The organism is Neobacillus sp. (assembly GCF_031988165.1).
Lineage (GTDB): Bacteria > Bacillota > Bacilli > Bacillales > Cytobacillaceae > Neobacillus > Neobacillus rhizosphaerae.
Window position 1 is genome coordinate 97536 of record NZ_DALZYO010000008.1, and the last position, 24386, is coordinate 121921.

At 36.2% G+C, this 24386-nt stretch carries 21 protein-coding genes and 1 pseudogene; 21 read left to right on the forward strand and 1 reads right to left on the reverse strand.

Annotation, left to right across the window (positions count from 1 at the left end):
* The first annotated feature begins 123 nt into the window (after positions 1–123).
* The 3 genes from RTR43_RS06550 (at position 124) to RTR43_RS06560 (ending at position 2160) form a co-directional block, all read left to right on the forward strand.
* A complete protein-coding gene (locus RTR43_RS06550) occupies positions 124–402 on the forward strand; it encodes a hypothetical protein (RefSeq protein ID WP_312470540.1) in 279 nt (92 codons plus the stop codon).
* Positions 403–933: 531 nt separating this feature from the next.
* Positions 934–1245: a hypothetical protein gene (locus tag RTR43_RS06555; protein ID WP_312470542.1), complete on the forward strand. Its 312-nt coding sequence runs from the start codon at positions 934–936 to the stop codon at positions 1243–1245.
* A gap of 693 nt (positions 1246–1938) precedes the next feature.
* On the forward strand, positions 1939–2160 hold the full coding sequence (locus RTR43_RS06560; RefSeq protein WP_312470545.1) for a hypothetical protein: 222 nt from the start codon (positions 1939–1941) through the stop codon (positions 2158–2160).
* Positions 2161–2711: 551 nt separating this feature from the next.
* On the opposite strand, the pseudogene RTR43_RS06565 reads toward RTR43_RS06560, so the two are convergent.
* Positions 2712–3458 (reverse strand): annotated as a pseudogene (locus RTR43_RS06565) (EAL domain-containing protein).
* Positions 3459–3660: 202 nt separating this feature from the next.
* Between RTR43_RS06565 and RTR43_RS06570 the strand changes: the two are divergent.
* The 18 genes from RTR43_RS06570 (at position 3661) to RTR43_RS06655 (ending at position 24133) form a co-directional block, all read left to right on the forward strand.
* Positions 3661–4392, forward strand: coding sequence for a LytR/AlgR family response regulator transcription factor (locus tag RTR43_RS06570; protein ID WP_312470547.1), 732 nt, complete (start codon positions 3661–3663; stop codon positions 4390–4392).
* A gap of 112 nt (positions 4393–4504) precedes the next feature.
* Complete coding sequence (locus RTR43_RS06575) at positions 4505–6466, forward strand: ATP-binding protein (protein WP_312470550.1); 1962 nt, start codon at positions 4505–4507, stop codon at positions 6464–6466.
* 315 nt (positions 6467–6781) lie between these two features.
* Positions 6782–7585: an EAL domain-containing protein gene (locus tag RTR43_RS06580; RefSeq protein ID WP_312470553.1), complete on the forward strand. Its 804-nt coding sequence runs from the start codon at positions 6782–6784 to the stop codon at positions 7583–7585.
* Between the two features lie 65 nt (positions 7586–7650).
* Positions 7651–8379, forward strand: a complete 729-nt coding sequence (locus RTR43_RS06585) for a LytR/AlgR family response regulator transcription factor (protein ID WP_312470555.1) — start codon at positions 7651–7653, stop codon at positions 8377–8379.
* A gap of 280 nt (positions 8380–8659) precedes the next feature.
* Complete coding sequence (locus RTR43_RS06590) at positions 8660–9409, forward strand: YveK family protein (RefSeq protein WP_312470556.1); 750 nt, start codon at positions 8660–8662, stop codon at positions 9407–9409.
* Positions 9399–10103, forward strand: coding sequence for a CpsD/CapB family tyrosine-protein kinase (locus tag RTR43_RS06595; protein ID WP_312470557.1), 705 nt, complete (start codon positions 9399–9401; stop codon positions 10101–10103). Before RTR43_RS06590 ends, RTR43_RS06595 begins: the two co-directional genes overlap by 11 nt.
* Positions 10104–10203: 100 nt before the next feature.
* Positions 10204–10968: a tyrosine-protein phosphatase gene (locus tag RTR43_RS06600; protein ID WP_312470559.1), complete on the forward strand. Its 765-nt coding sequence runs from the start codon at positions 10204–10206 to the stop codon at positions 10966–10968.
* 414 nt (positions 10969–11382) lie between these two features.
* Positions 11383–13209, forward strand: a complete 1827-nt coding sequence (locus RTR43_RS06605) for a polysaccharide biosynthesis protein (RefSeq protein ID WP_312470561.1) — start codon at positions 11383–11385, stop codon at positions 13207–13209.
* Positions 13210–13343: 134 nt separating this feature from the next.
* Positions 13344–14225, forward strand: a complete 882-nt coding sequence (gene galU, locus RTR43_RS06610) for a UTP--glucose-1-phosphate uridylyltransferase GalU (RefSeq protein WP_312470563.1) — start codon at positions 13344–13346, stop codon at positions 14223–14225.
* A gap of 35 nt (positions 14226–14260) precedes the next feature.
* Complete coding sequence (locus RTR43_RS06615; RefSeq protein WP_312470565.1) at positions 14261–14929, forward strand: sugar transferase; 669 nt, start codon at positions 14261–14263, stop codon at positions 14927–14929.
* Positions 14926–15765 carry an NAD-dependent epimerase/dehydratase family protein gene (locus RTR43_RS06620; RefSeq protein ID WP_312470567.1) on the forward strand — a complete coding sequence of 280 codons (840 nt, stop codon included), beginning with the start codon at positions 14926–14928 and terminating at the stop codon, positions 15763–15765. Before RTR43_RS06615 ends, RTR43_RS06620 begins: the two co-directional genes overlap by 4 nt.
* Positions 15766–15782: 17 nt before the next feature.
* Positions 15783–16994 carry a glycosyltransferase family 4 protein gene (locus RTR43_RS06625; protein ID WP_312470569.1) on the forward strand — a complete coding sequence of 404 codons (1212 nt, stop codon included), beginning with the start codon at positions 15783–15785 and terminating at the stop codon, positions 16992–16994.
* Between the two features lie 24 nt (positions 16995–17018).
* The gene (locus tag RTR43_RS06630) at positions 17019–18056 is read left to right on the forward strand and encodes a polysaccharide biosynthesis protein (protein ID WP_312470571.1); all 1038 of its coding nucleotides are present in this window, start codon (positions 17019–17021) and stop codon (positions 18054–18056) included.
* Positions 18057–18071: 15 nt separating this feature from the next.
* Positions 18072–19181 (forward strand): capsular polysaccharide biosynthesis protein CapF, encoded by a 1110-nt coding sequence (locus tag RTR43_RS06635; RefSeq protein WP_312470573.1) that lies wholly within the window; start codon positions 18072–18074, stop codon positions 19179–19181.
* A gap of 6 nt (positions 19182–19187) precedes the next feature.
* Entirely contained in the window at positions 19188–20309 is a 1122-nt protein-coding gene (wecB, locus tag RTR43_RS06640) for a non-hydrolyzing UDP-N-acetylglucosamine 2-epimerase (protein ID WP_312470575.1), read from the forward strand.
* Positions 20310–20339: 30 nt separating this feature from the next.
* Entirely contained in the window at positions 20340–21566 is a 1227-nt protein-coding gene (locus RTR43_RS06645) for a glycosyltransferase (protein WP_312470576.1), read from the forward strand.
* A gap of 60 nt (positions 21567–21626) precedes the next feature.
* Complete coding sequence (locus tag RTR43_RS06650) at positions 21627–22922, forward strand: hypothetical protein (protein WP_312470577.1); 1296 nt, start codon at positions 21627–21629, stop codon at positions 22920–22922.
* Between the two features lie 134 nt (positions 22923–23056).
* Positions 23057–24133, forward strand: a complete 1077-nt coding sequence (locus tag RTR43_RS06655; RefSeq protein ID WP_312470578.1) for a glycosyltransferase family 4 protein — start codon at positions 23057–23059, stop codon at positions 24131–24133.
* Positions 24134–24386: the final 253 nt, after the last annotated feature.

A 24386-nucleotide genomic window follows, 5' to 3' on the forward strand; every position in this document is an offset into this window, starting at 1 on the left:
AAAGCCTGTAGTGGGGAAAACATTTGGTAAACAAATACAAAAAATTACCAAAATATTCATTTAAGTAAATGAACTTTATGTTATGATTAGTGTAAATTTACACTTACGAAGGGTGATTTGATTGTGGGGAAACTTAACGCATTGTCTTATTTGTTTTTTTCTATTGCAGTAATTGCAAAAATTATTGAATCAACTTTTATTACATCGCACTTTTTCTATTCTCATTATCTTAATTTCACACTGCTTATTGTTATAGTCAGCCCCTTTGTTGGCATAATTTTAGCTTCGTTCGGAAAAGGAAAAAAAACAAAATGGATTGCTATTGCTTTGAATGGCATCTTTTTATTTCTTTTTTCACCTTTAGCATTGCTAAATTTATGGATTATAAATTTCGGAAAATGAACTCACAATTAACAACCTCATAATTTTGTTCCATTTTGTATGAAGTTGAAGATCCAGCTGTCATCGAATGCATCTTTTCTTTATTTAAGTAACGGGCAGAATAATTGAATAAAGTATCACGATTCTTGTAAGTCGGGAGGTAAAGCATATGTTGCCAAGTGAATATGTTTTACCAACTCTACAGAAGGATACTTAAACTATATGGGTTCTTGAATTCAAAAAGGCCAGGCCGTTACGGCAGCCTTTTTCAGATTGCGCTAACTGTCCAGTTTATTTTAAGAAGGAAAATTTTCCAATATTGTAGAATAATTAATAATACAATATGCAGAAGTAGAGAATGGAGGGGTATACATTGTTATACAAAATTTTAACTTGGAAACATACACCATTTGTAGGTATTGGATTTATGACGGGTCCGCTAATTAACCACATTGGATTATGTAGTGCAATATTATTTTTTATTGGAGCATTCCTAATAGTGAGATCAATTACATATAGGATAGAAATTCAGGAAGCAAAGGAGGACTGTGGATGAGTCGTATTAATAATTGGATAGTCATTTTTATCTACAATTTGCTTTTATTTATTATCTTTTACTTCTCATTAAAAACGTTGGTGGAAATCCCAGTCACAGCAAAAGCTTTTCCAAATTCTAATTTTTTTCTTGTATTATTATCAACTGCCTTTGGGATTGTGATATTAGCTCTTGGAGTTAGAAGATACATTTTTATTTCATCAAAGGATGAAAAAGAACGGGGGAAACTTAGGACAATTATTATTTTAACAACACCAATTACTTATATTATTTATTTGATTGCTTTTTCAAGTAGAACGCCTACGTAGACCCTTTCTACATCGCTTTTGCTCGTCTTTTTTAGCTGAAAACCTACGTAGATCGCTTCTACATCGGTGTTAGCTCACTTTTTTCGGTGGAAAACCTAAGAAGAGCCCTTCTACATCGTCTTTTACTCTCTTTTTTGGGTGGAAAACCTACGTAGACCCTTTCTACATCGACTTTTGCTCGTCTTTTTTAGCCGAACACCTAAGTAGACCGCTTCTACATCGGTGTTAACTCACTTTTTTCGATAGAAAACCTAAGTAGACCGCTTCTACATGGGCGTTAGCTCACTTTTTTCGATAGAACACCTACGTAGCCCCCTTCAACATCAACGAAAATGTCCCTTTTATCAGCGAATTTTATGATATATCACCGATTCGAAGGGAAATTACCAGATTGTCCTTAAATTTCAATAAAAGCAACAATTATCAAAAAAATCATGATAAAAAGATACCATTTTTGTTGTTGTTTGACATCGATTTCGACAAATACTGCACGACTGTTAGGAAATAGTTCATAACCGGATGGGGATTGCGGTTTGGGAGAGGACACTTGATATTCTTGGGTTTGTTGATTCTTTCAAAATAACACAAGCAGGCTGGATCGGTATAGCGTTTCCTGGGCAAAGAATAACTTGGATAATCCTAAGGCAGTCTTGTATACTATTGGTATTAGTTTACAAACATGGAGGGATTTAAATGGATGGAATGGATGGAATGAATGGAATGGGTGGAATGGGTAGTGTATTTGGAATGTTTGCTATTATTCCTATTTTAATGTATTTGTTAATATTGGGCTTCAGTATTTATTTTATCGTTCGGACGATCAGGTTCATGAAGGAAAAAACGAAATTGGATCAAGAAAGAAATGAGAAGCTGGATACTCTGATCAAGGTGATGCAGGAGAAGTCACGGGATTAATCTTAATCAGGTAGTTTGCCCAAAAGGAAGTGGCTCCCGCACACTCGTGACTTTAGTCGTGGGAGGTTCATGAGGGCAACAATAAAAGGGATTCTTACGATGCTGGCAGGGACAGTCGTCCTCGCGCTGTTACATTATGCAATTACCTGGTAGTTTGTGTTTTTTAAATACGTATTTGATAGAGAGAGACCGTTTTGGGGGACTTGGCATGATTATGCGGAATCCCTCGGAAAATTCACGAAGATGCTCGCAAAAATCATGTTGGTCTCATCTATTCTAGTGCTCGTATATACCACTTTTGTTTAATCTAGGAGCAGGGGCGCTCTTCCACACACCCTCTTAATAAATAAGATTTTTTTAATCTTTTGTTCATAGTTTTTTCATGTTTGGGGATTATAATGAGAGCATGAAAAGGAGTTAATGCATCTTCTTCTCATGCCCCCCCCATATAAATATTTTTTATTGCAGATCCGGCATTTTGCCGGATATTTTTTTGCAAAAAAAGGATGTCAAAAGTCATATTTGCTAGCTTTGCGCACACTCTTCTAAACTCAAAAAACTTCCAGCCCCTCTGAATCTATCCGCAAAAAACCAAGCTGCTCTATTTCCCCCGCCCGCAATGGTTTGCTAAAAAAGTAGCCTTGGGCATGTTTTAGGTCGGCCGCCATTAAATAGGAAATTTGCTCTTGTGTTTCAACACCGACGGCAATGATCAGTATCCCTAGTTCTTTTTCCAAAGTGACAATCGACTTGATAATCGCTTGATTCTCTTGTCCATCCCCGCCAAAAACACTTTGAATAACGGACTTATCATTTTTTACTTTGTCGATGGGCAGATGCTTTAGATAATCGATAGAAGCATAACCCGTTCCGAAGTCATCGAGAGAAACCGTTACTCCCATCTCATTTAAGCTATACAGCTTGTCCATCATATCAAAAAGATTCTCAAGAAAGACGTTCTCTGGAATTTCGACCTCCAAGTTGGAAGGATGAATAATACCCTTTTAGAACGCATCTAGTAAAATCATAAATGATTGGTTCCGTTGCAAAATAACGGGAGAAATATTAATCGCAAACAGCATCGGTGCATAGCCGCTTTTCACCCATTGCTTCGATTGTTCGCCAACCTGTTCAATCAACCAAACCGTTAGCTCATCAATCAGATCCGTTTTTTCAGCGATAGGAATGAACTCATCAGGAGGAATATTCCCAAAAATCGGGGTAGAAAAACATACATTATCAGTGATTTTCCTTACGTAATTTGTGTAGAGTATCAGATAATTTTTATAGTAATCAATTTACATGTCGACAAGATGATAGCCGTGAAAAGGGAGAAATGGAGGTTGAAGAGGATAAATACCTATTTCTTATGTCCAGTCTGCTTCGACAATTTTCAACATTTGCATGGACGTAATCACCGAAATTTATACCACTAAATGACATTTTCTATTAAAATAAAACAATAAGATAGATTTTCAGAGATAGGAGGGAAGGGATAGTGTGAAGCCAATAAAGGTGATACTTGCTGATGATCATCCAGAATCTATAGAGATAATTAAAAATTTGATTAGCGACTTACCGGATTTTCAATTCATTGGGCAGTGTGAAAACGGGGTACAGCTCGTCGAGATAGTCATGGTAAAGAAGCCTGACCTTGTACTTACAACGGTTCCATTTCCGAACAAGGATGGGATGCAGGCGATAAAGGAGTGTATGTCTGTATTTCCAATGATCAAAGTCATTTTTATTACGGGCAATGATGAATTTGCGATCGAAGCCTTTGAAATCGGAGCTATTGATTATATGGTTAAACCAGTGAATAAGGAACGTTTATTTCAAGCATTAATGAAAGCGAAAAACATCATCTCCTATGAACGGGACAAAACGGGAAACAGCCCCCAATTGCAGCAAAAAACTCTGACGCTAAAGGACCAAAACGCTATCTTATTTATTCCCCTAGTTGATATCTTTTTTATAGAAAAAGTTGGGAAGAAGTGTCTTGTATATACTAATAAAGACATCTATGACACGTTCGAAACGATGGGGAGAATTATCACTCGTCTGGATGACTCCTTTTTCCACGGACACCGTTCCTATCTCATTAATTTAGAAAAGATTTCGCAAATAACACCTCAGAAAGAAACCTTTATCGTTCATTTTAAGGACTACGACAAATTGGCGAAAGTCTCCAAGTTAAAAATCAATCAAATGAGAGAACAAATTTCGCTGTAATCGTCATGTCTAGCATTACATCGGTAGTTCCTTATCGTATTCCATTACCATTAATATATGGATCAATTCATAAAAGGGGGATTCTAAACTGATCTATTCTGGTTTCAATTTAATGGGACTTGTGAACTTGTCGGTTCTTGTCGCCATCCTTTCTTCAATTGTATCACTGACGATTTATATTAAATACAAAGCACAGGCCAAAAAAGCGGAGATAGATTTAATGACCACGATCCGCAGGCAGCAGGGAATGACCTTGAAATATATCAAGCAGGGAGACCATTACATATATACCTTGATGGAAGGCCAATTGTTAGGAAAAATGGGCCTTACGTCTGCGATGGTAACCGGAAAAAATCTCCACGAGTTTTATTCAAAACAGGATGCGGATACGATTGAGCAAGCATATTCCAAGGCCTGGAATGGTGAAATCACCGATTACGAAGCCCATCTTAATGGGATTGATTACTTTGTCACCTTAAGCCCAGTGATCAAGCATGGGAAAGTGGTCGAAGTCATTGGCTCGGGTGTAGATATTTCCGAGCGGAAAAAGTCAGAGAAAATATTGCATATGTCCCTAGCATTAAGAAGAACGCTGATTGATAGTTTGGAGATTGGCATGGTTGTGATTGATGATGACCGGAAAATAATCGCCTTAAATCGGAAGTGGTGCCAATTATTCAAATTCGAGGGGCCGATACAGAAAATTATTGGCAAAGATGTTTTCGAACAGATGGCTTTCTTTTTTGAAAATAATGAAGTAGAAAAGAAAAAGTTGAACGATCTATTAGTAAATCAAAAGCCAGCGGTAGATGAAGTGGAACATTTTGAAAATCGAATCTTTAAAAGAAGCTATTTCCCTTTTTATATGGATGGAGAACTAAAGGGACATATATGGGCGATTGAGGATATTAACGAACGTAAGGCGATGGAAAGAGGAATCATTGAAACGAAGGAAGAAGCGGTCAAGGCCAACAAGGCGAAATCGGAGTTTCTAGCGAGAATGAGTCATGAGCTGCGCACCCCGTTAAACGGAATTCTCGGATTTTCGCAATTGCTGGAGTTAGAGGAGACACTAAATGCTAAGCAGCAGCAGTTTGTCCGTGAAATATTAAAAGGCGGCCGACACCTATTGACGCTGATTAATGATAGCTTGGATCTTTCTGCAATTGAATCTGGAAAAATAAAGCTGGCATTGGATACCGTGAAAATCGATGAGATCATCAATGAATGTATTAAATTAATCGCCCCGTTAGCGGATAAAAAAGGAATCAGCATCGCCTTCGAGCAAAACGGTAATCATGATTGGTATGTTTTTGCTGATAAAATAAGGCTGAGACAGATTTTCTTGAACCTATTGGATAATGCGATAAAATATAACCGCGAAAATGGAAAGGTATCGATTCACTGGGACAAGCGAGATGACATCCTTTTCGTGCATATGGTGGATACAGGGATTGGGATACCGGATTCCGAACAAAAGTCGATATTTGAACCTTTTTACCGAAGTGATCATACACAAGGGGAAGGAATAGGAATGGGCCTTGCGCTTGTCAGCCAGCTGATTCAAGTAATGGGGGGCAAGGTCGGGGTGGAGAGCCGGATAGGAGAGGGAAGTGATTTTTGGATCAGTCTTCCGCTCGTGAATGCCCAAGTAGCTATCGACCGGCAGCTAATGGAAGGAGAAAGACCGGCGCTGCTTCAAGGGCATAATTTTACGATTTTATATATTGAAGATAATTTATTAAATCTACAATTAGTAATAGAAATACTCGGAACGATCCAAGGGATTAGCTTAATTTCGGCGATGACCGGTAGTGAGGGAATGGAGTTGGCCGCGGAGTGGCGGCCGGATTTAATCCTATTAGATCTAAACCTTCCTGATCTTCATGGGTATGAAGTGTTTGACAGGATTAAAGCGAATCCTGCTTACGAACAAACGCCAATCATTGCTTTAAGTGCGAATGCGATGCCAGAGGAGATCAATCAAGCACTGGGGAAAGGGTTTGCGGAATATATATGCAAGCCGATTGAGATTCCTGCCTTTTTAACCGTGCTTTCGAAACATTTGTCATAGCCGTTAGTGAAATATCGTTCAGATGGAAGCTGCCTGATTTTAGGCAGTTTTTTTCTATGAAAAGCAGTTAGAGATAAATTGTGAGGTTGGTTGGCCTATTTTATGTACAAAACTAAATTTTGAAAAATAATGCGAAAAATGTCGCGAAATGTCGCTTTTTATGTGGTGTTCTGTCCTCATTTCCTATCTGTTAGGCCTAGATGGCAGTCTTTCATGCCATTTGGAGATTAGACAGATGGATAACTTACAGGTAAATTAAGGTATTGCTATTATTTTCTAAATATAGAAGAGTTATGACAGGAATGGTGGTTGTTTATGAGTGTGAGCTTTATGGGTGATATTCTTACGCAAAAAATGGAACATGTCTATCAACCCATGTGGAATATAGAGAACTTAAGTATTTTTGGCTATGAAGCACTCCTAAGGTTTCCTGATGGCTTTTGGGCAGGGAAGATTGAGAATGCCTTCGAGTTGGCAAGGACAGAAGGAACCTTGTACGAATTAGATACGATGTCCATCTCGACGGCAATCAGCAGCTTTCCGTTGCATAGATTGGCCAAGGACGCGAGGTTGTTTATCAATATTTATCCATCGACACTCATTCATCCGTACTTTCCGTTATTCATTGATCAGTTGCTCACAATCTATCCACAAGTAGCTGGGAAAATTGTTTTTGAATTAAATGAAACGAAAAAGGAAGAAGCTAGTTGGGATATTCCAGAAATGAAGGAAAGAATCGCGCTGGTAAAACAACGTGGTTTTTCCATCGCGCTCGATGACATTGGCAAAGGGGCAGCTGGGATACAAAAAATCATTGAGTTTTCTCCTCAATACATGAAATTGGATCGCTACTTTGCTGAGGGACTTTCATCCTCAAAGGAAAAGCAGGAAATGATTTCATTATTCATTCAATACGCGAAGGATAAGATGGGCGTTATTCTCGAGGGTATCGAAAAAGAAGAGGATCTAGAAGCGGCAAAACGGATCGAAGTTCCTGTTATTCAGGGCTATCTGCTAGGAATGCCACAAAAATTAACAGCCAATAACCACTTTTTTGATAGTCATCTAACATGTAAAACCACCTACCAACCCATTTATTCTCTGCAGAAAAAGAGATAAAATAATAAGGAGTCTATATGGCTTGAAAGTGGATCATAGATAAAAAAACAAAGGTGAGGGGTTTGATGACGAAACTGAAAGTGATTATAGCTGATGATGATCTTTCTTCGAAATCACTCCTGGCTCATTATATTCAGTTATTACCTGATTATAAGGTAGCAGGAATGGTATCTAATGGCGAAGAGCTGATTCAGGTGGTCATGAAGGAGAAGCCCGAGATTGTGCTAGTAGATATCAATATGCCGAAAATCAATGGGGTCGAAGCCGCAAAGGCTTGTAAAAAGATCGTTCCTTCGGTGCAGGTCATTTTTACAACTGGTTATGCTGAGTTTGCTGTTGAGGCCTTTAATCTGGCGGCGGTTGATTATATTGTGAAACCCATCGAGAAGATTCGCCTATTTATTGCGTTAGAAAAGGCAAAGGTAGGTCTGAAATTACATAGAAGAATGGAAGAAAGGCAGATCAATATCATACCAAATAAACTGGCAATCAAGTCCAATCAAACGGTTCTTTATCTACCTTTGGACGAAATCTTCTATGTAGAAAAAGAAGGAAGAAAGTCGATTATTCAGCTAGAGGATGACCGGGTCGAAACAATGGAGTCTCTTCAAGAGATTGAGAAACGATTACCGAACTACTTTTATCGAACCCATCGATCGTACGTGGTGAATCTTAGAGAAATTATCAAGATTGAATCCTTCGGTGAAACCTATCTTGCTCATTTTTTCAATTCGAATAAAGTAGCCCATATTTCAAAATTACAGATTAATAAGGTACACCAGTTAATGGGGTAATCACATGGTTTAAATGAGGTAAGTAACCTCATTTTTTTTTCGTTTGCGGCGGAGCTTCTTCCTTTTCTATAAAGTAGATAGACTGGATGTAATGGATCCCCAAGTGATGTGGTGAATCTTTGTTAAAATAAATACAATTCCTATTCTCTGTTCAAAAATTTCATGCAAATGAGTGTTTAATAGATTAAGTGGATTTACTTGACAAATTAAGAAGATTTTACGACAAATTATGATATAATAACCCTATATATTTTGGATTAAGATTTATTAGGAGGACGAAATGGAAGAGACTATTAGTTTAAAAGAGCTGTTTGAGACCTTGAAGAAACAATTGCTATTAATCGTCTCAATAACAGTTATTGCTGCCTTGGTTAGTGGAGTAGTTAGTTACTTTTTCTTGACCCCGATTTACCAAGCTTCTACGCAAATTCTCGTGAACCAAGCGAAAAATGATCAAACAATGTACAGTCCAAGCGAAGTACAAACAAACCTTCAATTAATTAATACCTATAATGTGATTATCACAAGCCCGGCGATTTTAGATATTGTTTCGCAAGACCTTGATTTAAAGATGACAGCTTCCGAATTAAAAAGAAAGATAACGGTTGGCAGTGAAAAGGATTCACAGGTTGTCAATTTGTCTGTTCAGGATCCGGATGCCTTGGTAGCAGCTGAAATTGCCAACAAAACGGCAGAGGTTTTTAAAAATGAAATTCCCAAAATCATGAAAGTCGATAATGTCAGTATTTTAGCAAAAGCGGACATTTCCGAAAATCGGACACCGATTAAACCAAGACCGTTATTAAATGTAGCGATTGCGATGGTGGTTGGTTTAATGGCTGCTGTCGGACTAGCATTCCTACTTGAGTACTTTAATAACACGATTAAAAACGAACAAGATGTGGAAAAAATCTTAGGTCTGCCAATCTTAGGAGTAATTGCCACGATTGATGACCAACAGATGGAAGAATTGAAATTGAAGCGAGAAGCGAGAAAATCAACAGTAAGAGGTGAGACCCTTGGCTCTTAAGAAGAAAAAGACACAAACAAGTAAAGATCCGAGCCGAAAGCTGATTACAGCGATTGCGCCGAAGTCGCCGATTTCTGAACAATACCGGACGATTCGGACCAATATCCAATATTCTTCGATTGATGAAGAAATTAGAACGATTATGGTTTCCTCATCAGGACCAGCTGAAGGAAAGTCGACGACGGCAGCGAATCTTGCGGTTACCTTTGCCCAGCTTGGGAAAAAGGTATTGCTTGTCGATGCTGACTTACGTAAGCCAACGGTTCATCATACTTTTGGTGCTGATAACCTGTTTGGGTTTACCACGGTGCTGACAAAGCAAAGAACACTTGTAAAAACAGTTGTCGATACAGAAGAAGAGGATCTGTATGTATTGACAAGCGGTCCGATTCCACCCAATCCAGCGGAGCTATTAAGTTCAAAGTCAATGCAACAATTTATGGAAGAAGCGAAAGAGCATTTTGACTATATCATCATGGATACACCGCCATTATTAGCCGTGGCAGATCCACAAATTATTGCCAATCAGTGTGATGGCTCGATTCTGGTTGTGTATAGTGAAAAGACAGAAATCGATCAGGTGAAAAAAGCAAAGGAATTGCTCGAACATGCACATAGTAAACTGCTTGGTGTGGTGTTAAACCATAAAGAGATCCACAAGAGTGACTATTACTATTATTATGGGGCAAAGTAACAAAATTCGACAAAATCCCCCCTTTACCTATATTTACGACAATGTTAACATTAAAAATGTCACGCGTTTTTAACATTTTAATGGAAGAGGTGTAGTACAAATGATCGATTTGCATTGTCACATTTTACCTGGAGTAGATGATGGGGCAGAGGATTTGTCAGCAAGCATCAGGATGGCGAAGGAAGCTGTCAGACAAGGGATTCATACCATTGTCGCTACACCACATCATTTGAATAACCAGTACGAAAACCCGAAACAAACGGTTATCGAGCGAGTTGCAGAGTTGAACCAAGCATTGGTAAAGGAAAAAATAGATTTGAAGATTTTGCCTGGTCAGGAGACACGAATCTATGGGGAATTGGTAGAAGGGTTTGAATCAGGTGAAATCCTCGCAGTCAATGAGTCACAGTATGTATTAGTAGAGTTCTCGTCGAGCCATGTGCCGCGATACACCGAGAAGTTGTTTTATGATTTGCAGATGCAAGGGCTTATTCCGGTGATTGTTCATCCGGAACGCAATCAGCAAATCATCGAACAGCCAGAGATTCTTTATCAGCTTGTTAAAAAGGGAGCATTAACACAAGTGACTGCGGCAAGTGTTTTTGGCGGCTTTGGGAAGAAGATTAAGGGCTTTACGCTGCAATTAATAGAAGCGAATCTGACTCATTTTATTGCCTCTGATGCTCATAATACTACGAATCGGACGTTTATGATGAGCGATGCCTTCGGTGTGATTCAAGAGAAGTACGGGAATGAAATGGTGTATTTGTTTGAAGAAAATGCGGCGTTGGTGATTGAGGGTAGTCGTGTATATAAGGAAGTGCCGGAGCGGATTAAGAAGAAGAAGTTTTTTAAGATTTTTTAGATAAGAAAAGCGTAGGTTTCTGTCGGTTGATTAATATGTTCCACTTACATATCCGTACAACTACTCCCTTACGGGATCATTAATCGTCTATCATTATCCTAGTATAAAAATGGGGATTTATGAGGATTCCTATATTTTTTTATCAGACTTCATCACTGATCGGCGACGCTTCCCTGTCCGTTATCCATGGGGGCACTCGATTATGCTGTGGGGTCCATGAAAGGACCCTTAGACGCGAGTCGTCAAAGGTATATTGTGAGGGGGGTTAGATGCCCAATAAAAAAATTTACATATAATATTAAATATCTAATGAAAAAACAGGTGTAAAGTCACATGTGTTTCCATTAGGTATTTATTTTTTTGTCCGAGGGGTTCTTAGATAGACGAAATAAAGAGATTAAGGGGGAATGATAGGTGGCATACAAAACTCGCATTGTTACTTTAGGAATACTAGATACGATTCTAGTATTAACGGCATTATATTTAAGCTATTATCCATTGCATCCATCGATTATCATCCATACGAATACATTCATGATGATAAGCGGGTTCACACTTGTGGTCAGCCATCATATTTTAGCTAGCTACTACCGCCTTTATCATAAGGCCTGGGAATATGCGAGTGTTGGCGAATTATTTGCGATTGTGAAGGCAGTAACATTCGCCGTTCTAACAATGGCGCTTGTCCAGTACATCATCCGCTTTGAGATTTATTTTCGAGCGTTACTAACTACCTTCAATCTTTATGTGTTATCGGTCGGTGGCTCGCGGTTAATGTGGAGAATGATTAGGGATACATATTTTAAAGCTGATTCCTCAAAAAAGCGAACGCTGATTATTGGTGCGGGTGCTGCGGGGGTCATGGTTGCCCGACAATTACAGCAAAATGCTGATCCAGAATTAATGCCGGTTGCCTTTATTGATGATGACCCGCGGAAATTTAAGCTTCAATTCTTGAATATCCCTGTATACGGGGATACAAAGCATATTATGAGAGCGGTAACAGAGCTGAAGATTGATAATATCGTCATCGCGATCCCTTCCTTAGAGCAGGAAGAGTTATCGAGGATATTCGATGAATGTGCAAAGACAAAAGTAAAAACACAAATTTTACCGATGCTGGAAGACTTAATGACAGGGAAAGTTTCTGTTAATCAATTCCGTGAGGTTCAAGTTGAGGATTTACTTGGAAGAGAACCGGTAGAGTTAGATATTAGTCGGATATCTGAAAATATTACTGGAAGAACGGTATTGGTTACTGGTGCCGGTGGTTCGATTGGTTCGGAAATTTGCCGGCAGATTTGTAAGTTTACGCCAGCGAAACTAGTTTTAGTTGGACATGGTGAGAACAGTATTTACTTGATTGATATGGAACTACGTAAGAAATACCAAAATCAAATCGAAATTGTCCCGGTGATTGGTGATATTCAAGACCGGACAAGAATGTTTGATGTGATGGAAGAACATCGTCCGTTTGTTGTGTATCATGCAGCGGCACATAAGCATGTTCCGTTGATGGAATATAATCCGCGGGAAGCGGTTAAGAATAATATTTTTGGAACGAAGAATGTGGCAGAGGCGGCAGACACCTTCGGTGTGAGTACATTTGTGATGATTTCTTCGGATAAAGCAGTGAATCCTACGAATGTGATGGGGGCGACGAAACGATTTGCGGAAATGATTATTCAGAGTCTAGCGCAAAATAGTGAAACAAAATTTGTTGCCGTTCGATTTGGAAATGTATTGGGTAGCCGTGGTAGTGTGATTCCGTTGTTTAAACAACAAATTCAGGCTGGTGGGCCAGTGACAGTTACCCATCCCGAAATGACGAGGTATTTTATGACGATTCCGGAAGCATCCCGGCTTGTGATTCAGGCAGGGGCGTTAGCACGCGGTGGCGAGGTGTTTGTCCTCGATATGGGGGAACCAGTTAAGATCGTGGATTTAGCGAAAAACCTGATTAAATTATCTGGATATACGATAGAAGAAATTGGGATTCAGTTCTCTGGGCTGCGGCCTGGGGAGAAGATGTATGAAGAGCTGCTGAATGAGAATGAGGTGCATCCGGAGCAGGTGTATCCAAAGATACATATTGGAAAAGCGAAGATTATTAGCACTGAAAAATTACGCGTTTTAATAAATAGTTTAGTAGATATGTCTGAAGCGGAAATGCATGAAACGTTGATTGCAGTGGCAAATAATAGGTTTGATGGTGCAACTGTTCTATCTAAGGCGAACTGAAGAAACGGATTAAAAGATACAACATAGGGTTTGATTAGGACAATAACCATACATATTGAACTGCGGTTGAAAAGAACAAGATTAAACGATTCAAGCCTTTCGGTTTGATATTAAAATAAAAAGGTGGAATATGCATGAAACGAGTACGGAAAGCGATTATACCAGCAGCGGGACTTGGGACAAGATTCCTTCCGGCTACAAAAGCAATGCCAAAGGAAATGCTGCCGATTGTTGATAAACCGACGATTCAATATATTGTCGAAGAAGCAGTTGCTTCTGGGATTGAAGATATTATTATTGTCACAGGAAAAGGAAAACGAGCAATCGAAGATCATTTTGATTACGCTCATGAACTTGAGCAAAATTTATTAGAAAAAGGAAAAACAGATATACTCGATAAGGTCCGTTATTCTACTAATCTAGCTGATATTCACTATATTCGGCAAAAGGAACCAAAGGGTTTAGGGCATGCTGTATGGTGTGCACGTAACTTTATTGGGGATGAGCCGTTTGCTGTTTTACTTGGTGATGACATTGTTCAAAGTGAAACTCCTTGCTTAAAGCAGCTGATAAATCAATACGAAGAAACGCTTTCGTCTGTGATTGGCGTTCAGTCTGTACCGAGTGAGGAGACGCATCGGTATGGGATTGTTGATCCTTCAGTTCAGGATGGTAGAAGGTATCAAGTGAATAATTTTGTTGAAAAGCCTAAGCAAGGAACAGCTCCTTCTAATCTAGCGATAATGGGACGGTATATTCTTACGCCAGAGATTTTTATGTTTTTGGAGCAGCAGGAGACTGGAGCTGGTGGCGAGATTCAGTTGACGGATGCGATTCAGAAACTGAACCAGATACAACGGGTATTTGCTTATGATTTTGAGGGCAAACGGTATGATGTTGGAGAGAAAATTGGGTTTGTGAAGACTACTATTGAGTTTGCGTTGCAAGAACCTTCATTACGAGAAGAAATTCTTACCTTTATGAATGAAATATTGGAGACAGAAAAGGTTAAATAATTATTTAACCTTTTCTAGTTGAGGTGGATAAAAGAGTGATTTATAGAGCATATATAAAAAAAATATTAGACATTATTCTTGCCTTTATAGGTATTGTAGTGCTTTTACCTGTCTTCTTACTATTAATTATTTGCATTAAGCTTGATTCAAAAGGTCCGGTGTTATTTAAGCAACGTAGGATTGGAAAAGATAAATCAGAGTTTTTTATTTTGAAATTTAGAACGATGAAAATTGATACACCAAAAGATACACCAACTCACCTTTTGAAGGACCCAGAAAGCTATATTACTAGAGTTGGAAAAATACTACGTAAAACTAGTTTGGATGAACTTCCACAAATTTTAAACATTCTTAAAGGTGAAATGAGTATTATTGGTCCACGGCCTTGCCTATGGAATCAGTATGATTTAATGGCTGAAAGGGATAAATATGGGGCGAATGATATTTATCCTGGGCTTACCGGATGGGCACAGATAAACGGGAGAGATGAGCTTTCGATTGAAGTTAAAGCGAAGCTGGATGGGGAGTATGTTGAAAAATTGAGTTTTGCATTTGATGTGAGATGCTTCTTCAATACTATTGACAGTATTCTTAGACACGATGGTGTTGTTGAAGGTGGTATTGGTGAGATTGAGAGAGAGAATGGTGCCTCAACTACAATAAGAACAGTGGAAAACGAGGATAGTGAGAGGATAGTGGGATGAAAAAAATACTTATCACAGCCAAACATAGTTATATTGGTAATGCATTCGCAGCCTGGGCTGCTGATAAATACAATACAGAGTATATTTCATGTAGGACAGAAGAATGGAGGAAAACAGACTTTTCTAATTATGATGTCATCTTACATGTGGCAGGTATAGCGCATGTATCAACTGATCCCAACATGGAATCGCAATATTATAAGGTCAATAGAGACCTAACGATAGAGCTAGCAACAAAAGCAAAGGCCGCTGGAGTAAATCAGTTTATTTTCTTGAGTAGCATAATTGTTTATGGTGATGAAAAGAGAATTATCGATGAAAGCACTATTCCAAAGCCAAGTAATTTTTATGGTAACAGTAAACTTCAAGCTGAAGAAGGAATAAAACCTTTAAATTGTGACAATTTCAGAATTGCTATTCTTCGACCACCTATGATTTACGGTAAAGGATCAAAAGGGAATTATCCAAAGTTGGCAAAGGCAGCACGGAAACTACCAGTGTTTCCTGACATTGATAATCAGCGCAGTATGCTTCATATAGATAACTTGTGCGAGTTTATGCGGCTTATGATAGAAAATAAAGAGAGTGGATTATTCTTCCCGCAGAATAGTGAGTATGTCAAGACTTCAGAGATGGTAAAGGCAATTGCTGAAGTTTATGGCAGAAAGGTTAAATTGACAAAAATATTTAATCCTATGTTAAGTATAATGGGTTTAAAGGTTGGAATCATTAATAAGGTTTTTGGTAATTTGGTATATAAGCAAAGTATATCTGAGTATAAAGAGAATTATAGAGTTAGAAATTTAAAAGAATCTATTATGTTAACAGAAAAATAGGATGAGTGGGTGAAGGGTTGAAGAAGCATATTTTAGTTGTAGCACAGTATTTCTACCCTGAACAATTTCGAATAAATGACATTTGTACTGAGTGGGTTAAAAGAGGATATAAAGTAACGGTTTTAACTGGAATCCCTAATTATCCGCAAGGAAAATATTACGAAGGGTATGGATTGTTTAAGAAAAGAAAAGAAATTTATGAGGGTATTGAGATTATTAGAATACCGCTTATACCTAGAGGAAACAATGCCATCATGCTCGCTTTAAATTATTTATCCTTTGTGGTATCGGGTTTCTTTTGGAAAGTATTCACTCTAATAAAGGCTGATTATGTATTTATATTTGAAGTATCCCCAATGACTCAAGCATTACCAGGAGTATGGTTTGCGAAGAAAAGAAAGATACCTTGCTATTTATACGTTCAAGACCTTTGGCCGGAGAATGTCGAGATTATAACTGGGATAACAAATAATGTATTTATTGGTGCAATTGGGAAGATGGTGGATTACATCTATGCCCGGTGTACAAAAATCTTTACAACGTCAAATAGTTTTAAGGAGTCAATTGAAAAACGAGGTGTACCTTCAGAAAAGATTGAGTATTGGCCACAATATGCAGAAGACTTTTATAGACCAATAGAGAAAATAAATATCGATGAAATTCCTAATGATGATGCTTTTAATATCATATTTGCAGGCAATATTGGCAACGCTCAAGGTTTAGATATCTTGCCAAAAACAGCTGTCTTAATAAAAAAGAATAATTTGAATAGAAAAATTCGATTTAATATAGTAGGGGACGGCAGATATAAAGAAGCATTAATTAATTTTGTTAATTCAGCTAATGTCTCTGATATGTTTAACTTTATCCCTAAGCAGCCAGCAACAAGGATTCCGCAATTTATGGCGGCTAGCGATGCTGCTTTTCTTTGCTTAACTGACAGTCCTTTATTTGCTATGACAATTCCTGCAAAGCTACAATCATATATGGCCTGTGGAATCCCGATTATTGCGTCTGCTGATGGAGAAACAAATCAAATTATTAAAGAATCGAATGCAGGTGTTTCTTGTCCTGCTGGGGATGCAGAAAGACTTTCAGATTTGATAAATGATTTATCATTTAAATCCTACGATGAATTAACAAAATTAGGATTTAATGCAAGAGATTACTATGATAGAACCTTTAATAAAGAAGAGCTATTAAAAAGAATGGATAAACATTTTGGTTAATCCATTAAGGGAGGAAGGAAAATCATGTTCACTAATAAAACACTTTTAATAACAGGAGGAACAGGTTCCTTTGGTAATGCTGTAATGAAGCGATTTTTAGACACCGATATCCGTGAAATTCGTATATTTTCTAGAGACGAAAAAAAACAAGATGATATGCGTAAACAATATAAGAGTGAGAAGCTTAAGTTTTATTTAGGAGATGTTCGGGATTTAGCAAGTGTCAAAAATGCTATGCATGGTGTAGATTATATTTTCCATGGAGCAGCATTGAAGCAGGTGCCTTCATGTGAGTTCTTTCCGCTTGAAGCAGTAAAAACAAATGTAATAGGTACAGATAATGTACTTACTGCAGCAATACAATATGGAGTTGAAAAGGTAATTTGTCTATCAACAGATAAAGCTGCTTATCCAATTAATGCAATGGGAATTTCAAAGGCGATGATGGAAAAGGTCTTTGTTGCGAAATCAAAAACTGTATCTCCAGATCAAACTCTTATTTGTGGTACTAGATATGGCAATGTTATGGCTTCACGTGGATCGGTTATACCATTATTTATTGAACAGATTAAAAGTGGGCAGCAGTTAACAGTAACAGATCCTAATATGACAAGGTACTTAATGAGCCTTGAAGAGGCGGTCGAGTTAGTAGTATTTGCCTTTTATAATGCCGAGGCTGGAGATATCATGGTTCAAAAAGCGCCAGCAAGTTTGATTGGAGATCTTGCACAAGCGATTAAAGAGCTTTTTAATGCCGATAATGAAATCAAAGTAATTGGAACTCGTCCTGGAGAGAAGTTATATGAAACTCTTCTTACTAGAGAAGAATATGTAGTAGCTGAAGATATGGGTGGTTTCTTTAGGGTTCCAGCAGATCAAAGGGATTTAAACTACGATAAGTATTTTGTAGATGGAAATAAAAAGTTAACGACTGTTGAAGAATATAACTCGCAAAATACTGAACTATTAAATGTTGAACAAATAAAGGAAAAACTACTTGCATTAGACTATGTGAAAGATGAACTAATGAAATGGAAAGAAAAAAAGTACTTAATGAATTAAAGGGTGGAATATTAAATGAAAATCTTAGTTACAGGTTCCCAAGGATTTGTAGGAACAAACCTTATAGCTGAACTTAAAAATAAGGGATATACAGATATATATAATTTTAGTAGAGAAAGTAATCGTTTTTTACTAGAAAAATATACACAAGATTGTGACTTTGTATTCCACCTTGCTGGTATTAATAGACCAAAAGATGAAAAAGAGTTTATGGAAGGTAATTTTGGTTTTACATCTGAATTGTTAGCTTTACTAAAGAAATCGGGCAATAAAGCACCTGTCGTGATTACTTCGTCTATCCAAGCAGAAAAGGATAATCCTTATGGTAGAAGTAAAAAAGCAGTAGAGGATTTATTATTTGATTATTATAAAGAAACTGATGTGAAAGTTTTCATTTATAGATTACCAAACTTATTTGGGAAATGGAGCAAACCTAATTATAATACTGTGGTGGCTACTTATTGCCATAATATTGCTAGAAACTTGGATATCCAGATAAATAATTCAGATGCGGAACTTACTCTTAGTTATATTGATGATTTGTTAGAAGAATTTTTAAGGGCTTTAGAAGGGAATCCTACTTCTCAGGATGACTACTGTGTTGTACCTGTAACTCACAAGATTAAACTTGGAGAATTAGCAAATGTAATCAAAAGCTTCAAAGAAAGCAGAGGGAATTTAAGTATTCCAAATATGGAAGATCCATTAACTAAGAAGCTTTATAGCACTTATTTAAGCTTTTTACCAGAGGATAAGTTTTCATATGATCTTAAAATGAATTGTGACCATAGAGGATCCTTTACAGAATTTATTAGAACTCCTGATAGAGGACAAGTTTCTATTAATGTATCAAAACCAGGAATTACTAAAGGAAACCATTGGCATCATACTAAAAATGAGAAATTTTTAGTAGTAAGTGGAGAAGGATTAATAAGATTTAGAAAGCCAGATTCAGAGGATATTATTGAATATAGAGTTAGTGGAGATAAGTTACAGGTTGTAGATATTCCTACTGGATATTCTCACTCAATTGTAAATGTAGGAAGAAATGACTTAGTAACAGTAATGTGGGTAAATGAATGCTTCGATCCAAAAAAGCCGGATACGTATCCTTTGGAGGTATAGAATAGAATGGAAAAAATGAAGGTTATGACAATAGTTGGTACAAGACCAGAAATTATAAGATTATCGGAAGTAATTAAAGCTTGTGATAGATATTTTAATCATGTGTTAGTGCATACGGGGCAGAACTGGGATTATACGCTTAATGATATCTTTTTCGAAGAATTGGGATTAAGACAGCCTGATCATTTCTTAGGTGTTGTTGGAGAAGACTTAGGAGAAACGATGGGGAATATTATTTCTTGCTCATATAAGATATTAAAACAAGAGAATCCTGATGCACTTTTAATATTGGGAGATACGAATAGTTGTTTAAGTGCTATTGCAGCAAAACGTCTAAAAATACCTATTTTTCATATGGAAGCAGGTAATCGTTGTTTTGACCAAAATGTTCCTGAGGAGATTAACAGAAAGATTGTAGACCATATATCAGATATTAATCTTGCATATACAGAACATAGCAGAAGATATCTGTTATCTGAAGGTCTAAGAAAAGAACATGTTTTTGTAACAGGTTCACCAATGACTGAGGTATTACACAAAAACATGGATAAGATAGAGAACAGTGGAGTTTTAGATGAACTAGAACTAAAAGCAGGAAAGTATATTTTAGTATCGGCTCATAGAGAAGAGAACATAGATGATGAGAAAAACTTCTTTTCTTTAATGAATGCTTTAAATAAAATTGCTGAAATATATCAACTTCCAATCATTTACTCTACCCATCCGAGAAGTTGGAAAAAGATAGAGAAGAGAGGGTTTAAATTTCATCCTTTGGTAAGACAATTAAAACCTTTTGGTTTTTTTGATTATAATAAGTTACAACTAGAGTCATTCTGTACATTATCTGATAGTGGAACTTTATCTGAAGAGTCTGCAATCCTTGGATTCACTGGAGTGTTAATTAGGACATCAACAGAAAGGCCTGAGGTGTTGGATAAGGGAACAGTAGTAATTGGTGGTATTAATGAAAAGGACATTGTTCAGGGAGTCGAATTAAGTAGAGCTATGAATGAAAAGAAGGCGATTCTTGCACATGATTATGTGGATCAGAATGTATCTGTTAAGGTTGTTAAAATTATACAAAGTTATACGAAAATTATTAATAGATTTGTTTGGTATAAAGAGTAATTAATAGGTTAATTAAAATGGAGGGTAATAATGGATATTCTTTTTATAGGTGGTGTTTTTCCAGACTACGAAAGGGACATTTATATAAAAAAAAGTAAGGGCCCAATACAATTTGCAGCAAATACCTTGCAATGGAATATTATCAGGGGACTTGACCAAACAAATAATAAACCAGTTTCTATATTAAATTCTATTTTTGTTGGATCTTATCCTCGCTATTATGAAGATTATTATATTAAAACAATTAAGTGGAATCACGTTGCTGGTGCAGACGACATAAATGTGGGGTTCCTTAATATTTTTGGAATAAAACATCTTTGGAAGAGTGCTTCAATAAAAAAGCAAGCAATTAGATGGGCACTTAAGCAAAAGAAAGAAAGAAAAGCGATTATAGTTTATTCGATGCATACCCCGTTTATTTATGCCGCTGCTATGGCTAAACGGGCAAATCCTGAAATTAAGATTTGTTTGGTTGTTCCTGATTTACCTCATTTTATGGACTTGAGCTCAAAAAAGAAAGCATATATAGATTTTCTAAAAAAAATAGATCAAGCAACTATGAACTTTTTTCTTAAATATGTTGATTGCTTTGTTTTGTTAACCCAACAAATGGCAAACGCGATTAATATAGGTGAAAAACCTTGGATTGTAATGGAAGGTGCTATTGACCCAAATGAGTGCGAAGTTAGAGAGGTCCAAGATAAGATTAACGCTAAGGAAAAGGTGATTTTCTATTCAGGAACATTAAATAGAAAGTATGGTATTGTAGATTTGCTAAATGCATTCTCTAAAATAGAAGATCCTAATTACCGTTTGTGGATTTGTGGAGCTGGTGAAGCTGCCATTGATATTAAAAATTTACAGAAAAGAGATTCTCGTATTAAATATTTTGGCCAAGTTGATAGAAGTGAAGTTTTGGAGTTACAAAGATCTTCTACTATACTCATTAATCCTCGTGGAAATACAGAAGAATTCACAAAATATTCTTTTCCGTCAAAAATTATGGAGTATCTCCTATCAGGAACACCAACCATAGTTAAGAGACTTCCTGGTATGCCTGAAGAATACTTCAAATACTTGTTTACTGTTGAAGGAGACACAGTTGATAATTTAGCAAGGAAAATTATTGAGGTGTGTGAAATGCCATCAGAGGACTTGTTTAATTTCGGAATAAAGGCTCAAGAATTTGTTTTAAAAGAAAAGAATAAGAATAAGCAGACAGAACGGATAATTAAATTAATTTCCAACACTTATTGATTTAAGTTATATTTCTTCCTATTTTGTTTTAAAAACTGATCCTATTAAGGAGTAATAAAGGTGTATTTGATAAATAACAGTTCAGACATTCACTCGTATACCCATAGAGGAGTTGTTTTTAGAAGACTGATTGAAAAATTTTGTGTGGTGATGGTATCAACGTGGGTACTTTTGCCTCAGGTAACTGGTAATTCAGGTTTTTATTACTTTGCATTTTTCTTTTTAATTTGGCTATTTTTATCTTCTTTTAATTCTAATCTAACAAAGGTAAATATACGACTTTTTCAAATAGTCCTATTTGTTCTTTACAGTGTTATGTTAGAGGTCTTTGGAAAAGGTAATAGTCTTTTATATCCAAAATTAGTTTCAGTTGGGACCTTTTTTATAGGGGCACTTATATATAATTACTATATTAAAAAGAAAGAATATAAATTTTTGGCTTTTCTTTGTTTAATAAATTTATTGTTTATGGCTTATACAGCAATTAACACAATTAAAGTATTATCGATAAATCCTTATTTATCACGTGGTCTTTCTTCTCAAAATGATGTTTATATTGACTTGTTAAAGCTTGGAATAACTGGTTATGGATATATATATGGTTTAGTTTTATTGGCACCATGCTTGCTTTTATTTATATTAGGTAGTAAAAGTTTGGGAAAAAAAAGGTTATTTCTTTTATGGGGCCTATTTGGGGTTTTTACATTAGTAATTTTAAAAGCATCTTTTACCATTGCAGTCATTTTTTTCATGTTAAATATAATATTAACATGGAGTATCAGTGGGAGAAAAAGATTTATTATTGTGTGCATGCTACTATTAGCATTTATATTAATTCCAAAAGAAAACCTAGCTAATATTATTACAAATGAAGTCAATACGATAGACAATTATGAATATAAAATGAGAATCTTAAGTATATCAGACTTTCTTTTTAAAGGAGGAAGCTTGGGGGAGAGCGGAGATACACGATTATGGTTGTATCACTTATCATATAAAACCTTTGTAAACAATCCGTTAATTGGAGTAGGAAGCTATTATGGAGATGTAGCACAGATGGTTACCCAAGGAATTGGAGGACACTCGGAATGGCTTGATTTATTGGCTAGGTATGGGTTAATAGGTTCTTTTCCCGTGTTTCTCTTTTTCTTTACAACTTTAAAATTCATATATAATAACATGTTTCAGTATTCATATTATAAAAAGGTAATTTGGATTATGACACTTTTCATAGTTATGTTGGGAAGTATCAATCCCATTTTGTCTGCTCCTGAACTAGGTTATACATTATTTTTAATTGTTCCAAGTCTTCCTTATTTAAATTTACTTAACAAAAACACAGATAAAACTAATTAAGAATTTCTTAATGGAAAAAATGTCGACAGTTTATGCTAGTATTTTGAAAGGTATTCAATGTTAATTGCATTATCTGTATTTCAAGGAGGAGAATTAAAATAGCTAAAGTAATACTAATTCATCACTCTGGATTTATGGGTGGGGCTGGTATGAGTTTATATAGTATTGTTGAGATGCTTTCTTCTAATCATGAAGTAACGGTCTATTGTCCCACTTCCCCACCAGATATGTATAATTTTTTTCTTGAAAAGGGAATAAAAGTAAAAAAAATATCGAATATAGGTATGTTAAGTGTCTATAGTGGGGGACCTCATACTTATCAAAGGACTTTTTGGAAAGGCCTACTTGGTATTGTCATGACAAAAAGTATGATTAAGAAGATTATACAGAAAGAAAAACCTGATTTAGTAGCAGTAAATTCTATTGTCTTAAGTTGGATTGGAAGGATCTTGATGAAAGAAGGAGTAAAGAGTATCTGTTTTGTGAGAGAGACAATACGGAAAAGTCCTTGGACAATTAGGGTTAAACAATTATTAAATAATACTTTTCATGGAGTAGTATATATATCTGATTTTGATAAAAGGCAATTTGGATGTCAAAAACCTCTAACAGAAATAGTTAGAGATTGCGTAAAATTGTCTGACTATAATCTAAGTCTCAGCCGTGATGAAGCATGCAGAAATCTTGGTTTAGACCCAACAAAATTTAATGTACTTTTTGTTGGAGGTATTAGTAAATTAAAAGGATGGAATATAATAAAGCATGCTATGAATCAATTAAATGAAGATATTAATCTCTTAATAGCAGGTAACACTGATACTCGGGAAAGGTTTCCTTCTAATAGATTTCACTTTTTGGGTGTTAGAAAAGACATGCCAATAATTTATAGAGCAAGTGATGTATTAGTATTTCCTTCAATTGCACCTCACCAAGCACGACCAGTATTTGAGGCGGGTATAATGCACTTGCCAGCAGTAATATCAAATTTCAAACAGACTAGTGAACATATTATTCATATGAAAAATGGTCTGACATTTAAAGCAAGATCATCTAGCGATCTTGCTGAAAAAATAAAAACTTTATATACAAATGATAACCTTCGTAAGAAACTAGGCGAATCTAACTTTTCTTTTGCTAGCGAATTCCATGAATTTGAAACCAATAAAAAGGTCCTATTGAACTTTTTTGGGAAAATATTAAACTCCAATTGAAGGTGGGATATGGCAGCTAGGTGTAAAAAACTATGGATTTTTTCTCTAATAGAGAAATATTTATTAGATATGCATCTGGCATAGCCATTGAATATATACGCAGTAATGTTGAAAATGACAAATGTTTTATATTATCAAACTAGTGGGTAAATAATATCTAGCGTTCTACTATTTTGCTTTTTCAACCTCTTTTTACAGTTAATAGATGTATTAATTATTATTTCAGGCTTTGTTTCTTTTATACTGGTAATAA